General features: G+C 51.2%; 14 protein-coding genes and 1 tRNA gene. 11 read left to right on the top strand and 4 right to left on the bottom strand.

From position 1 onward, the window contains the following. Positions 1-3: 3 nt before the first annotated feature. From QOL41_RS02885 to QOL41_RS02860, 6 genes are all read left to right on the top strand, one after another. Positions 4-339, top strand: coding sequence for a hypothetical protein (locus QOL41_RS02885; protein WP_283428577.1), 336 nt, complete (start codon positions 4-6; stop codon positions 337-339). Between the two features lie 28 nt (positions 340-367). Beyond that, complete coding sequence (locus tag QOL41_RS02880) at positions 368-1,132, top strand: hypothetical protein (RefSeq protein ID WP_283428576.1); 765 nt, start codon at positions 368-370, stop codon at positions 1,130-1,132. Between the two features lie 52 nt (positions 1,133-1,184). Further along, positions 1,185-2,468, top strand: coding sequence for a phosphoribosylamine--glycine ligase (purD, locus tag QOL41_RS02875; protein ID WP_283428575.1), 1,284 nt, complete (start codon positions 1,185-1,187; stop codon positions 2,466-2,468). Positions 2,469-2,479: 11 nt separating this feature from the next. Beyond that, the gene (gene purE, locus QOL41_RS02870; protein ID WP_283428574.1) at positions 2,480-2,959 is read left to right on the top strand and encodes a 5-(carboxyamino)imidazole ribonucleotide mutase; all 480 of its coding nucleotides are present in this window, start codon (positions 2,480-2,482) and stop codon (positions 2,957-2,959) included. Positions 2,960-2,965: 6 nt separating this feature from the next. After that, entirely contained in the window at positions 2,966-3,754 is a 789-nt protein-coding gene (locus QOL41_RS02865; protein WP_283428573.1) for a DUF3108 domain-containing protein, read from the top strand. 115 nt (positions 3,755-3,869) lie between these two features. Further along, positions 3,870-4,880, top strand: coding sequence for an autotransporter outer membrane beta-barrel domain-containing protein (locus QOL41_RS02860; protein ID WP_173653927.1), 1,011 nt, complete (start codon positions 3,870-3,872; stop codon positions 4,878-4,880). 47 nt (positions 4,881-4,927) lie between these two features. On the opposite strand, the gene QOL41_RS02855 is transcribed toward QOL41_RS02860, so the two are convergent. Together QOL41_RS02855 and rimO are read right to left on the bottom strand one after the other, a co-directional pair. Continuing rightward, a tRNA-Arg gene (locus QOL41_RS02855) sits at positions 4,928-5,001 on the bottom strand. 21 nt (positions 5,002-5,022) lie between these two features. After that, entirely contained in the window at positions 5,023-6,333 is a 1,311-nt protein-coding gene (gene rimO, locus QOL41_RS02850) for a 30S ribosomal protein S12 methylthiotransferase RimO (protein ID WP_283428572.1), read from the bottom strand. Positions 6,334-6,452: 119 nt separating this feature from the next. Between rimO and frr the strand changes: the two genes are divergently transcribed. The 5 genes from frr to QOL41_RS02825 all read left to right on the top strand — a co-directional run bounded on the left by frr (position 6,453) and on the right by QOL41_RS02825 (position 11,584). Continuing rightward, positions 6,453-6,986, top strand: coding sequence for a ribosome recycling factor (gene frr, locus QOL41_RS02845; RefSeq protein ID WP_173653929.1), 534 nt, complete (start codon positions 6,453-6,455; stop codon positions 6,984-6,986). Between the two features lie 12 nt (positions 6,987-6,998). Next, positions 6,999-7,709 (top strand): undecaprenyl pyrophosphate synthase, encoded by a 711-nt coding sequence (gene uppS / locus QOL41_RS02840; RefSeq protein ID WP_173653930.1) that lies wholly within the window; start codon positions 6,999-7,001, stop codon positions 7,707-7,709. Further along, the gene (locus QOL41_RS02835; RefSeq protein WP_283428571.1) at positions 7,702-8,583 is read left to right on the top strand and encodes a phosphatidate cytidylyltransferase; all 882 of its coding nucleotides are present in this window, start codon (positions 7,702-7,704) and stop codon (positions 8,581-8,583) included. Before uppS ends, QOL41_RS02835 begins: the two co-directional genes overlap by 8 nt. Before the next feature lie 139 nt (positions 8,584-8,722). After that, on the top strand, positions 8,723-10,054 hold the full coding sequence (locus QOL41_RS02830) for a polysaccharide deacetylase family protein (RefSeq protein ID WP_283428570.1): 1,332 nt from the start codon (positions 8,723-8,725) through the stop codon (positions 10,052-10,054). Between the two features lie 75 nt (positions 10,055-10,129). Beyond that, the gene (locus QOL41_RS02825; protein WP_283428569.1) at positions 10,130-11,584 is read left to right on the top strand and encodes a DEAD/DEAH box helicase; all 1,455 of its coding nucleotides are present in this window, start codon (positions 10,130-10,132) and stop codon (positions 11,582-11,584) included. Here QOL41_RS02825 and QOL41_RS02820 read toward each other — a convergent pair. Both QOL41_RS02820 and QOL41_RS02815 read right to left on the bottom strand, forming a co-directional pair. Then, on the bottom strand, positions 11,581-12,381 hold the full coding sequence (locus QOL41_RS02820) for a hypothetical protein (protein WP_173653933.1): 801 nt from the start codon (positions 12,379-12,381) through the stop codon (positions 11,581-11,583). The genes QOL41_RS02825 and QOL41_RS02820 overlap by 4 nt on opposite strands. 30 nt (positions 12,382-12,411) lie before the next feature. After that, positions 12,412-13,398, bottom strand: a complete 987-nt coding sequence (locus QOL41_RS02815; RefSeq protein ID WP_283428568.1) for a hypothetical protein — start codon at positions 13,396-13,398, stop codon at positions 12,412-12,414. Between the last annotated feature and the right edge of the window lie 128 nt (positions 13,399-13,526).

Genomic DNA, 13,526 nt, shown 5'->3' with positions numbered 1-13,526 from the left:
TAAATGAAATTTTTAGCAGTGTTCCTTTTGACTCTTTCGCTGGTGACAACGAGTTCTTTTGCAGTGTCGCTGAATTCTCCGTTGGTTTTGTCAATGCAGGAATACGAAGGTACTATGACCTCCAGTGATTTTGACTATAACGAGAGATCGGAGGCTGATCTTAGTGTGTTCAAGCCCGTTGTAGGCGTGATTTCGGCTATGCTTGTTGTTTTCGGTTTTTCTTGGGGTGTGATGGGGGCTGCGGAACTCAAGGACGGGGGTGATAAAGGAGGCGCGATGCTTGGTGGTGGCTTAGGTATAACTGCTTTAGGGGCCCTGGGCATGTACTGGGCATTTTGATGAAAATGTGCAAAGTAATGTTCTTAGTATGAAGAAGTTGATTCTCATAATTCTAACGTTTGGTTTTGCCTTGTCCTTTGCACAAAAGGATTCCACTTCGACAGATTTGAGCGAAACGTTAAAGAAACGTTATAAACGTTATGTGTATAGCACGGACACTATTGCGCCGAGGACAAACTTCTATATAAGCAATTTGACAATAAGTGATATTTTGATATTGCCTGCTTTTGGGGCTTTTTTATTCGATTTTACTCTTGAAAAAGAAAATTCTTACAATGGTTCATTGATATTCAATCTGACTACTTTTATGCGCTTCTGCGATATTCAAGATAATCAAGGGGAAAAAGATTGGGAAGGCTTCAGAAGCGTAACAAGTTTAGGAGTGGGTTATCGTTACTATTTAGGACGTTTAGTCATGCCGAATTATTCAGAACCAAGGGTAAAACACAGAAATGTTCCCATAAATAGCTTTTCGCCATATATACAAGCTATTGGGGCTCCTGTCTTTAAATATGCAAACGACAAAAGTTATGGTGGCGACGAAAGTAAAAGTTCAAGTTTTGATGTCGGTTTTTCGTCATCTGCTTCATTAGGTTTTGTGTGGAATTTGTTGAATTTCCTGTGGGATAATAATGTTTTATTTGGTTATCAGTATTGGTCTGATAAAGCTCGCAATATCTTGACTCTTGATTTCAAGGAAAGGAATGGTTCATCAATGAATATTCACTATTTTATAAATGGTATGGACCCTAAGGGGTTCTATTGGGGTTTTGAAAGCCGATTTGGCTTTTAATGGATTTCCTATTTTTCTAAATTGTACCCCGTACAAAGATAAGGACTCGCTTATGAATATTCTCGTCGTTGGTAGCGGTGGTCGCGAACATGCCATCGCTCTTGCAGTCAAGAAGTCGCCGCTGTGCGACACTCTCGTGTGCGCTCCGGGCAACCCGGGCATGGCAAACCTCGGCAAGTGCGTGCCGGTGGATGTGGCCGACCCGAAGGCTATTGCCGATTTCGCCGTAGCCGAAAAGATTGACCTCGCGATTATCGGTCCCGAAATCCCGCTCGTCGCTGGCGTGGTGGATGAATTCCGCCGTCGCGGGCTGCGCGCTTTCGGCCCGACTGCGGCTGCTGCCGCGCTCGAAGGCTCCAAGGCTTTCAGCAAGGATATCATGAAGAAGTACGGCGTGCCGACGGCAGCCTTCGAGACCTTCACCGATCTCGCCTCTGCCAAGAAATTCCTCGCCGAACACCCGGCTCCGATCGTGGTGAAGGCGTCGGGCCTCGCGGCAGGCAAGGGCGCTATCGTCTGCATGACCGACAAGGAAGCAAACGACGCTGTCGAAGAAATGCTCGGCGACAAGGCTGTCTTTGGCGAATCTGGCAAGACGGTCGTGATTGAAGAATTCATGGACGGCGAAGAAGCCTCCATCTTCGTGGTTTGCGATGGCAAGGACTACGTGATTCTCTCTTCTGCCCAGGACCACAAGCGCGTCTTTGACGACGACAAGGGCCCGAACACGGGTGGCATGGGCGCTTACAGCCCGGCTCCGGTGGTGACCGACGCTCTCCTCGACGAAGTGAAAAAGACGATTATCGAACCGACCCTCAAGGGCATGGCCGCCGAAGGCAAGCCCTACACGGGCGTGCTCTACGTGGGCATCATGGTGACTGCGAAGGGCCCGAAGGTCGTGGAATACAACTGCCGCCTCGGTGACCCCGAATGCCAGATTGTGCTGCCGCTTTATGACGGCGACGTACTCGCCTTGTTCGACGCCGCCGAAAAGGGTGAACTCGCTAAGCTCGGTGCCCCGAAGGCTCCGAAGGGCAGCTCCGCTATCGTCGTGCTTGCCAGCGCTGGTTATCCGGGCTCCTACGAAAAGGGCAAGGTTGTGACGGGTATCGAAGAAGCCGAAAAGAACGGCGCCCAGGTGCTCCATGCCGGTACCAAGATGGCTGACGGCAAGCTGGTGACTAATGGTGGTCGCGTGTTTGGCGTGGTCGGTCACGGTGCAACGCTCCAGGAAGCTTTGAACATCGCTTACGACGCTTGCGAAAAGGTTCAGTTTGAAGGCAAGTTCTACCGCAAGGACATTGGTAAGAAGGGCCTTGCAAGACTCGCAAAATAAGGAAACTTAAAATGCAGATTAATGAAGTTCCGAATGCAAAGGTCGGTATCGTTGCGGGTAGCAAGTCCGACCAGGAAACTGTAGATAAAATCACCGCCGTGCTCGACAGCTTCGGCATCGTGTGGGAATACAACATCCTCTCTGCACACCGCACCCCGAACGCCACCGCGAAGTATGCTCGCGAAGCCGCCGGGCGAGGCCTCCAGGTCCTCATCGGTGTTGCTGGCCTCGCTGCAGCCCTCCCGGGCGTGCTCGCAGGGCACACGATTCTTCCGGTCATTGGCCTGCCCTGCGCCGGCGGCCCGCTCAACGGCGTCGATGCCCTGCACTCTATCGTGCAGATGCCCCCGGGAATCCCGGTGGCAACGGTCGGCATTGGCAACGGCAAGAATGCCGGTTACCTCGCCGCCCACATCGTCGCCCTCTCTGACGCAGGCGTTCGCGAAAAGCTCGTCGCTTATCGCAAGGGCCTCGGAGACATCGAAGGCTAATTGAGAGTGGTTAGGAATAGTACAAAGTTCAGCTTCAAGATCGCCGCACTTGTGGCGGTCTTTGTTGCTGTGTGTTTCGCGGGCGAACCGAACCTGCCGGAAGTCCAAGCCCCTTGGATGAAGGGAGAAAGGCTGACCTTCAGCCTTGGTTGGGGCATTATTACGGCTGGTTCTGCGACGCTCGAAGTTCGACCGACTTTAGACGGCAAGACTGAATTCTTGACGTTTGCAACCGGCAACAAAACCATCAACAAGATTTATCCGGTAAACGATACGGTCTACACCCGCGTGCGCAACAAGGGCTTGATGACCGAAGTGTTCCGCAAGCGTTTGCATGAGGGTACGTTCCACAATACCTCCGTGATTCGCTTTGACCGCAAGGGCGAAAAGGCCTGGCTCTCGGACACGGTGTTCACCGATATGCGCACTCGCAAGGTCAAACGCTCTGCCGATACGGCGGTCGCTATCCAGGGTGCAGAACACAGCATTATGTCGGCGTTTTACCTGGTGCGTACACTTCCGCTCAAAGTGGGCGAAACTTCTCGTTTCTCGGCGGTGAGCGGCAAAAAAAGGTACGAACTTAAGGTCATTGTGCATGGTCGCGAAAAGATCAAGAGCATATTTGGCGAAGTTCCCTGCATTAAAGTGGAACCCGTTCTCGATGGCGATGGCATTTTCGTGTCCAAAGGCCGCATTTTCATCTGGTTGACCGATGATGAACGCCGCATTCCGGTGCTTATGGAGTGCGAAATTGCGCTTGGCTCAATCAAGGCAAAATTGCTTGAGGCCAAATAATGCCCAAAAAACCTTCGAAAAGCGTGTTTTTTGCTTTTTTTACATTAAGTTTTGTGCGATTTGCGCACTTAAAAGTTATATTCGCAAATGCGATTATATAATCTGAGGCTTTTTCATGTTTAAGAAAGTACTTTTGTCTTTATGCTTGACCGCCTTCATGTCTTGGGCACAAGACGACTTTGACGAGGACGACGAAGGCTTCGTTACTGCCCCTGCCTCTGCTCAAGAAGACGGTGATGCTGCTCCGCGTGCTAAGATGGCTACAGCCGAAGACGAAGAAGAGGAAGAAGTCTATGACGTTGGTATTAACTCTGCCCAGCGCCGTGAAATGGCCGAACGCAAGAAGTTTGAAGAAGAACAGCGTCAAGACGAATACGCAAACTCTGAACGTCGTCGTGACTGGCTGCGCAACCGCTTGATTTTCCAGATTGGTATGGGTTCCCGTTACCCGATTATGGGTGAAACCGGTATGGGCATGGGTTTCGGTGCCGGTATGGAATACATTTTGCCGTTCCATGCGTCTTTGTATGGTTCCTTCGGCTTCTTGCCTGGTGGTACTGACAATGACTTCGATGAATGGAAACTTGAAGGCGGCTATGGCTACAAGGTGGGCGTTAACTACTACCTGTTCCCCAAGAACCCGCTCCATTTAGGTGTGTCTGTTTCTTACGGTACAGTCTATTTCGACCACGATATTATTCCGGATAAGGATGGCGTTCGTGCCTTGATCAAGGTGGACGGTTTCCAGTTTGACGCTCTTATCACTTACTTGACCAATGAATGGTACTACTTGCAATTCTCTATCGGTATGTACTATGCTCCGAAACTGGCCAAGACCCCGGAACGTTGGGATGCAACGAACCGTACGGGTGATGAAACTACCGACAACCCGAGTTTCCGCAAGCTTGAAATCGAAGTGGTGGATAACGCAGGCTCTGTCAACTACGACTGGAGTGATGGCGAATGGGGCTCCCGCGTTGTGGACCCGAAGGGCATGAGCAAGACGGGTATCGTGTTCGGTATCGCTATCGGTTACGCTCTGCCGGAACTCTTCCCGGATGACACCGAAAAGCGCCGTCGTGAACGTGAAAAGGCTAGAGCCCGCTCTGGCGTTGCCGGTCGCTAAGACTTACATTGGCATTGAAAAAAGCTCCCTGCGGGGAGCTTTTTTTATACCCTTGATGCGATTCGAACGCATGACCTTCAACTTCGGAGGCTGACACTCTATCCAACTGAGCTACAAGGGCGAGCGAATCAAAGATAGTAAATTAAACCAACTTAACTATCAATTCATGCGGCTCGGCGTCTACCACGAGCGCGTCGTGGAATTCGCCCACGTCGGCATCGCCTTCGAGCACTTTCACGATATCATCGTTTTCCATGGAGTTGCCTTCGGTGCGTCCGTAGAAGTGGTATTCGCTTTCTTCGGCAACTTGGTCGATGATAATGCGAACGGTCTTTCCAATCATCGCCTCGGCGTGTTCGGCATCGAGTTCTTCTTGCAAATCGTTCACGGCATCGAGCCTTGCGCGGGCTTCGCTTTCATCGACAGCGGGCAAGTCCATTTCCATTACGGGCGTGCCTTCTTCGGGGCTGAACACGAATCCGCCCAAGTGATCGAACTGAATGTCGTCCAAGAGTTCCATCAGTTCTTCAAAGTCTTCGTGCGTTTCGCCGGGGAATCCGACAAGCACCGTGGTGCGCAGCGTAACGCCCGGAATGCGCTCGCGAATCTTGTGCAAAATGTCCACAAGTTCTTTCTTGCGGTAGTTGCGCTTCATGTTCTTAAGCACATTGTCGCTGGCGTGCTGAATCGGCATGTCCACGTATTTCACAAGGCGCGGCTCGTTTGCCATCAGGTCCAAAAGTTCGTCATCTACAAACATCGGGTACCAGTAAAGCGTGCGAATCCACGGAATGTTCGTGTTGTCTAGAATCGCCTTCAAAAGCTGGGCGAGCGTGCCGCCCTTCTTGCCCTTTTCGCGACCGAAGTAAGTCGTGTCCTGGGCGATCAGCGTGATTTCCTGGACGCCCTGTGCTTCAAGTTCCTTGGCTTCGGCAACAATGTCTTCGATGCTGCGAGAAACTTGTTTGCCACGAATCAAGGGAATCGCGCAATAGGCGCAACGGCGGTTGCAGCCTTCGGCAATCTTTAAGTAGGCGTGGTGCTTGAATCCGCCCAAGTTCATGCGCGGCAAGTTTTCTGCATCGCAAGTTTGCGGGGCAACAATGCCCATCTTCTTCAAAAGTTCGCCCGGTTTGTACGTGCCTACCCAGTAATCGACTTCGGGCAGTTCCTTCACCAACTCGTCGCCGTAGCGGCCCGAAAGGCAGCCGGAGACAATCAGTTTCTGCTTGGGCTTCTTGCCGTTAATTTGTGCGAGAATTGCGTTGATGGATTCTTCTTTGGCGGCTTCGATAAAACCGCAGGTGTTCACCAGGATGTAGTCTGCCTTGGCAGCGGTGTCGCAGGTGGTAAAACCGGCGTGTAACATTTCTCCGACCAGGTTTTCTGCATCGACCTGGTTCTTGGCGCATCCTAAATGGACAACGAAAACTTTGGGCTTTTTGGTAGGCATAACGCCAAATTTAGAATTTTATCTTATAAAAATGCTCTTTTTTTTACGTCTGTAATTTCAATTATCTATATTTCGCAGCTAGTAACTGATAACTAAAAACTATTAACACGCAAAGAACTATGGCAGAATATACCGAAAAAATGGACAAGGCCATCGAGGCCACCGAACGTGAATTTTCCAAGATCCGTGCTGGCCAGGCTAGCCCCGCCATCTTGAACGACGTGCGTATCGACTACTACGGTACGCCGACTCCGATTTCCCAGGTGGCTAAGGTTTCTGTGCCCGAACCGCGCATGCTGCTTGTGTCCCCGTGGGAAAAGACCATGGTCGACCCGATTGAAAAGGCTATCCTTGCCGCAAACATCGGCCTTACCCCGATGAAGGACGGCAACTGCATCCGCGTGTCGCTCCCGATTCTTACCACGGAACGCCGTCAGGAACTTGCAAAGATTGCTCGCAAGCACGCCGAAGAAGGTCGCGTGGCAATCCGTAACATCCGTCGCGATGCTAACGATTCCCTCAAGAAGAACAAGGACCTGCCCGAAGACGAAGTCAAGAAGCAGCAGGACGAAATCCAGAAGGCTACCGACAAGGCTATCGCCAAGATTGACAGTCTTCTCGCCGAAAAGGAAGCTGACATCCTCAAGGTGTAGTCCGGGGTTTGCGTGGCAAATCAGCTTAGACATGTAGCGATAATTATGGATGGCAACGGGCGTTGGGCTCGTAGCCGCGGTCTCGAACGTTTTCTGGGCCACCGCAAGGGAACCCAGGCGACGATTGATGCCGTCGAAGTGGGCGTGAACCTCAAGCTTGAACACATGACGTTGTATGTGTTCAGTTCTGAAAACTGGGGCAGACCTTCTAAGGAAGTGGATTACCTGATGAACCTCCTGATTGAAATGGTGGTTAAGGAAATCCCTGACCTTATGGAGAAAAATGTAAAGCTTACGGTAATTGGAAACATGAACCGTTTGCCTGAAAAGCCCCGCGCAAGCTTGCAGTCCGCCATCGACAAGACTGCGAACAACACGGGTATGCAGTTGAACCTTGCCATCTCTTACGGTGGCAGGCAAGAAATTGTCGAAGCAACCCGCTCTATTGCCGCCCAAGTCGCATCGGGCGCTCTCAAGGTCGAAGATATCGACGAGACGCTCTTCGCTAAGAATTTGTATTTAAAAGGAGCTCCCGATCCGGATCTCGTGATTCGTACCGGGGGCGAGTTCAGGCTTTCGAATTATCTGCTTTGGCAGGCTGCCTATAGTGAGTTCTACGTGACGGATACGCTGTGGCCCGACTTTACCAAGGAAGAATTCATGAAGGCTGTCGAGTTCTTTAATACTCGAGAAAGACGTTTTGGAAAGGTGTTGCATGAGTAATCTCGCACAGCGTTTGATCACGGCCTTTATCGCGATTCCTATTGTTTTCTTTTTGCTGTGGTTCAGCGATTATAGCCGTATTGGCCTGATGTGCTTCATGGCTGGTGTCGGTGCTTGGGAATGGGCTGGCATGGCTAGCAAAATGTACAAGGGCCCCGATACTCGTTATCTTTCTTTTGCCTCTTCTTTGGCCCTGACTTTGGCTTGGGCTCTTTCGAAGGGTGGCTATTTTGGTATGCCTGCCGTACCGTATGTGGTGGGCATGACATTCCTTTTGATTTTTGCAATCTACATTGGTGTCGCTTACGCCAAGGTTGAAATTGACCACTTGTTCCCGTGGCTCGTAATGCAACTCGCAGCTCCGCTTTATGTGGGTCTCTGGGGTGGCATGAACGTTCTCATGATGGGTAATGGCCAGGGCTTTGAACACTGCTATCCGTTTATTCTTGTAATGACGGGCGTGTGGCTTTGCGATACGGTGGCCTATTTCTTCGGTAAGTTTGCGGCAGGCAAGGGACCCTTCGGTCGCCATCCGTTTGCGCCGAGCATTAGCCCGAAAAAGACCTGGGAAGGTTCTATTGCCGGTTCTATTGCGACTGTTGCATGGGTGGCTTACTGGGCCAAGTGCAGTGCCGCTCTCGCATGCTTCAATGTGGAAATTGACCTTGCAAAGGCCATTGGCCTTGGCGTCTTGGTGACTGTTGCTGGCCAGGTGGGCGATCTGTTGATGTCTGCCCTTAAGCGCTGGAGCGGTACCAAGGATTCCGGCAACCTGTTTGTCGGCCACGGTGGCGTGCTTGACCGCTGCGATTCCTTCTACCTCGCAGCCCCAGCCCTCTACCTGCTGATGGATTTCTTCCAAAAAATCGCCTAAAAAACGTTTCCGAACGTTTACATTTGTTGTTTTTGCTAACAACGGATACTCTCGCGCGATTATTGCGAATGTCTTAGCCCATATATATATTATAATGGGGTAAAACATTAAAATCAATCACTAAAAAGGGTGTGAGTGTATGAATTACAAAAAGATTTCTATTGCTGCGCTGATTGCCATGGGTTCTTCCATGGTTTTTGCTCAGGATGCTGAAATTGCCACTTGGGCAGGCTTCCGCAAGGGCGCAGCGTCTTTCACGTTCGATGATGGTGCACCGAGCCATGTGAGCGATGGTGGCCCGTTGTTCGACAAGTACGGCTACAAGGGAACCTTCAACGTGGTGGTGAACTGGAACCCCGACTGGAGCGGTTTCGGCAACATGGCCAAGAACGGTCACGAAATTGCAAGCCACAGCAACACCCACGGCCAGAACATGAGTGGTGAAGAAGCTTCTTCGAAGCAGTCTATCGCAAACAAAATCCAGCAGAAGTACGGCATCATCACGGTCGCCTATCCGAACTGCAACGTCCCGAACAAGAGCGCCGTGCAGCAGAACTACGTCATTGGCCGTATCTGCAACGGTTCCTGGCAGAGCCAGCCCGACATGATGGGCAAGGACGGTCCTAGCGACTGGACAATGGCATCCGCCATCATGACTGGTTCCACCGGCACGAACGACTTCAAGGGCAACATGCAGAAGGCCGTACAGCAGGGTGGTTGGATTGCATTCCTCACCCACGGTTTCGAGAACAAGAACAACGGATCCGCCACCTACTCGCCCACGCCGCTCAGCGCCATTGAAGACGGTCTCAAGTGGGCCCAGCAGAATGACAAGGACATTTGGGTGGCTCCGATGGGTCACGTTGCCATGTACATCAAGGAACGCAAGGCCGCCAAGGCCGAAGCCTCCTCTAGCGGCAGCAGCATCACGGTCAAGCTGACCCACAACATCAAGGACAACGTTTCCGATTACGACTACCCGCTTTCCCTCCGCGTCAAGTACAGCGGCTCTACGGCCAATGTGACGCAGGCCGGTGCCAAGCTTGAATCTAAGATTGACGGTGGCTATGTCTACTTCGACGCTGTCCCGAATGCAGGTGACATCGTTATCGCTGGCGAAGGCTCTGGTCCGTCTCCGGAATCTTCCAGCAGTGCAGAACCTTCTTCTAGCGATGCCAAGAGCTCTTCTTCTTCTGCCACGAATCCGTGGGGTCCGAAGTCTTCTTCTTCGAACACGACCGCAATCCATGAAATTGCTGCCCAGAATGACCTCGGTATCTCGGTTTATAGGTCCTCTGACAACTACATCATGGTTGGTGGTGCTCAGGGCATGAACATCACCGTGTTCAATAGCCTCGGCCATCAGGTGCGTACCACTCGCGGTCTCGGTGCCGTGCAGAAGGTCTATACCGGCGCTAAGGGCGTGTACATCGTGAAGGTCGGTGGCAAGACCATGAAGGTGAGACTCTAATAATCTGATTTTCTCTCTTTGATTAGAAGGGGTTCCTCGGCAGGGGAATCCCTTTTTTCTATTTTTGGCTCCAATATGCTTTTCTCTGAACTTCCCCTAGCAAATCCCTTGCAGCGTGCCGTTCGCGCTGTCGGCTATGAACAACCCACTCCGATTCAAGAAAAATCGATTCCGAGCTTGTTGGAAGGCAAGGATCTTTTGGGGATTGCTCAGACGGGTACAGGGAAGACCGCTGCGTTTGCGCTCCCGATATTGCAACGCCTGCTGGATTCCGGTAAATTTCGTGCGCCCAAGACCTGCCGTGCACTGATTCTTTTGCCCACGCGCGAGCTTGCCATTCAGGTAGAAGAATGCTTTAAGCAGTACGCCCAATTTACGGCTATTTCGACCGCCTGCATTTTTGGCGGCGTGAGCGATGTGAGCCAGAAGCGTAACTTGATTCGCGGCGTAGATGTTTTGGTCGCGACTCCGGGCCGCCTGCTCGATTTGATTAACCAGAAAGCGGTTTCCCTGAAGGCGCTTGAATTCTTTGTGCTCGACGAAGCGGACCGCATGCTCGACATGGGATTCATTCATGACATTCGCAAGGTGGTGGCGCTGCTGCCGCAGAATCGTCAGAATTTGTTCTTCAGCGCGACCATGCCTGAAGACATTACGAAGCTTGCCGCGACAATCCTGCGCCCGAACCCAGTGAGGGTGGAGGTGGCGCCGCAGAGCACTCCGATTGAACGCATACATCAGGAGCTCTACCGCATTGACAAACGCCGTAAGGGCGCGCTCCTCAAGGAACTGCTGCTCGCTCACCCCGAAATGAAAAAGGTGCTGGTCTTTAGCCGCACCAAGCACGGCGCCGACAAGATTACGCGCGTGCTCGAAAAGGCGGGCGTCAAGTGTGCCGCCATTCATGGCAACAAGAGCCAGAACCGCAGGCAACAGGCTTTGGGCGATTTCAAGTGCGAACAGATTCGTGTATTGGTAGCAACCGATATCGCTGCCCGCGGAATTGATGTGGATGACGTATCGCACGTATTCAATTATGACCTGCCCGATGTTCCGGAAACATTCGTGCACCGCATTGGCCGTACCGCCCGCGCGGGCAAAGACGGTATCGCCATTTCGTTCTGCGCCCCTGACGAAGAACAAGATTTACGTGCCATTGAAAAGCTGACTCGAATCAGCATTCCCGAAGGCGACAAGGCGATTTACGAAAAGCTCCCGCCTCAGCAAAAGGAAACGCCCGAAAGCGAAATCCGCAATGCCCGCGGACGTGGATTCCCGCGCGGTGGCAAGAATCGCGACAACAACCGCGGCAACCGTCACGATAACCGTCAGGGCGGACAGAAACCGGAAAATAATAATCAGGCTAAGCACGGTAACGAAAAGAATCGCCCGCAGCAAAACCGCCCGCAGAATAAACCGCAAGATCAGTTGGAACATCGTACTGTCGGGAAAAACCGTCCCGGCTCGCGAGCCCGCAAGCGCATGCGCGAAGCCGCAGAGGCCGCTCGCCGCGCCGCTCAGAATTCCTAGTCAATCGAATACAGGAACCATTCCCAAGTAATGGTAGCCTTGTCGCCTACAGATGTCTGCGACTTGGTATTCTTTTCTTTGACCCAGCCGAGGTTCTTAACCGAAATGCAGTGCGAAGCATTCAGCAAGTCTTCGTCGTCGTAATAGTCGTCATGCAAATTCTTGTCTCTGAGAACGGGGCAAATTTCGATGGCGTCGATACCGCGCGGAATCTGAATGGCAACTTTCTTTTTCCCTTCCCATTCCTGAACGTCGACTGTATCCAGCGTAGTTGCAGAGAGCGGGTCGTATTCCGAAGGCTCGGCGTCAATGTAGGACTTGACCAAGAATCGGATTTCGGGGTCGCCAATTCTTTCGTCGTCGCTGATTCTTGTGGCAGTCTGCTTGTAGCTGGTGAGCGTGATGCTCAGCATTTTTGAAACTTGCAGATAGTTGATTTGCGGATCGTCATTGCTTCCGATGAACGTGCCCTTATCATTGTATCGGTCTTCGTCTCTGACCATCTTGATGATTGTCTCGAGGCTCAATACCGTGTCTACACTTTCGCTACGGTACTTGTTGATAAAGTTGTCGCAACGGTTTTTGTAGTTGAGTGTGTAAAGCTTGGCTCTGTCGTAGCAAGTGTAGTAGTCCATGTTTTCGCGCTTGGTTTCAAAGCGCTCAATTGCGGCTTGGGCTTCGAGGTCAACTGAAAATTCTGCTTGCTTTTTATCTTCGACTTCAATAGGGTTGTCACCGCATGCAGTAAACTGCAGCGCCGTTAAGGCAAACAACGGAAGCGTAACGAGTTTCAACATAAAGCTTTTCTGATTCATGATATTACCTGATTACCTTATGCTAAAGTCCAAGAACATACGCCAGGTCGGGCTGCCTTGTCCAATGTTATGGAACCTGTGGTTCGCATTCTGCGAGGCGCCGCCAAAGGCAAACATCTGAATTTCAAACGAAACGAGTCTGCTTTCGATACCGAGACCAATCCAGCTGTTTGTTTCCCAGTCGTCCATATAGAAGAACTTGTAGGTCTGGTGACTTTCGTGCAACGGGAAGGGGTTGTTGCCTGTTTCGTTAATCAAGTTGAGGTCTTCTTTGAGTCCCTTGTCCTTCGTACTGAACGAAAGGCTGTTCTCGGTGTCAACGAATTCGTAAATCGGCTTGGTCAGTCCGAGAGTCAAGGCCGTATACAAGAAGGTCGTTGTGCCTTTGATGTGGTAGCCGAGTTTGCCGGTCAAAGGCAAGTCTGCCGCAATGTTGTGGTACTTGCGGTCGATGGAGTGGGTGAGCTTGTATTTCTCGCCGGTTGAAAGTTTGCCTTCTTGTTCGTCGGCGTCAAATGTCCAACGTGAATAGCGGTACAGTGCACCCACTCGACCTTGCATTCCAAGGTAGTTGCCGAAGTAGCGCCTGTAGAAGTAGTACATACCTACACCTGTTCCCCAATTGGCGTCGTGGTCCATGTGCCAGTAGTTTTTGTCGTTGTAGGTGGCGCCTACAAGGCTCAAACCATGGTGCATTGTCTTGGAACGTTTCTTGGCGCTACGCTTGACTTTCTCTTGATAGTCGGCGTAGGTAATCTTGTTGCGCATCTTTTGAGGTGCAGCCGTGTCTTTTGCAACGGGGGCGGCTTTGCGAGTGTCTTGAACGGCAGTATTGTTTGCAACGGCGGGTTTGTCGGTAGAATCCGTTACGGCGGTAGCGATGCTGTCTTGCTTAGAATTTGCCGCTGCGGCAGAGTCGCTTGTAACGACGAATTCTTGTGCAAAACCGATAGTCATGAATACGCTGCACAACGTTAAAACTTTGCGAATGATAGTCATAATCGTGCTTTAGCTTCCATAAAAAGGTTTCGGTTATATAAAATAAGTAAAAAATAGCTATTCTGCAAAAAAATAATAAAAAAAACGGACTTTGTAAAAAAAAAATAATTAATTTTAGGACAAGAAGG

Origin of the sequence: Fibrobacter sp. UWB10, from assembly GCF_900182935.1 — a bacterium.
Lineage (GTDB): Bacteria > Fibrobacterota > Fibrobacteria > Fibrobacterales > Fibrobacteraceae > Fibrobacter > Fibrobacter succinogenes_O.
This window is presented reverse-complemented; position numbering and strand designations above follow the sequence as displayed.

Coding starts and splice junctions, on each gene's coding strand:
- QOL41_RS02885 (WP_283428577.1), top strand. CDS start 4: ATGAAATTTTTAGCAGTGTTCCTTTTGACTCTTTCGCTGGTGACAACG.
- QOL41_RS02880 (WP_283428576.1), top strand. CDS start 368: ATGAAGAAGTTGATTCTCATAATTCTAACGTTTGGTTTTGCCTTGTCC.
- purD (WP_283428575.1), top strand. CDS start 1,185: ATGAATATTCTCGTCGTTGGTAGCGGTGGTCGCGAACATGCCATCGCT.
- purE (WP_283428574.1), top strand. CDS start 2,480: ATGCAGATTAATGAAGTTCCGAATGCAAAGGTCGGTATCGTTGCGGGT.
- QOL41_RS02860 (WP_173653927.1), top strand. CDS start 3,870: ATGTTTAAGAAAGTACTTTTGTCTTTATGCTTGACCGCCTTCATGTCT.
- rimO (WP_283428572.1), bottom strand. CDS start 6,333: ATGCCTACCAAAAAGCCCAAAGTTTTCGTTGTCCATTTAGGATGCGCC.
- frr (WP_173653929.1), top strand. CDS start 6,453: ATGGCAGAATATACCGAAAAAATGGACAAGGCCATCGAGGCCACCGAA.
- QOL41_RS02835 (WP_283428571.1), top strand. CDS start 7,702: ATGAGTAATCTCGCACAGCGTTTGATCACGGCCTTTATCGCGATTCCT.
- QOL41_RS02830 (WP_283428570.1), top strand. CDS start 8,723: ATGAATTACAAAAAGATTTCTATTGCTGCGCTGATTGCCATGGGTTCT.
- QOL41_RS02825 (WP_283428569.1), top strand. CDS start 10,130: ATGCTTTTCTCTGAACTTCCCCTAGCAAATCCCTTGCAGCGTGCCGTT.
- QOL41_RS02820 (WP_173653933.1), bottom strand. CDS start 12,381: ATGTTGAAACTCGTTACGCTTCCGTTGTTTGCCTTAACGGCGCTGCAG.
- QOL41_RS02815 (WP_283428568.1), bottom strand. CDS start 13,398: ATGACTATCATTCGCAAAGTTTTAACGTTGTGCAGCGTATTCATGACT.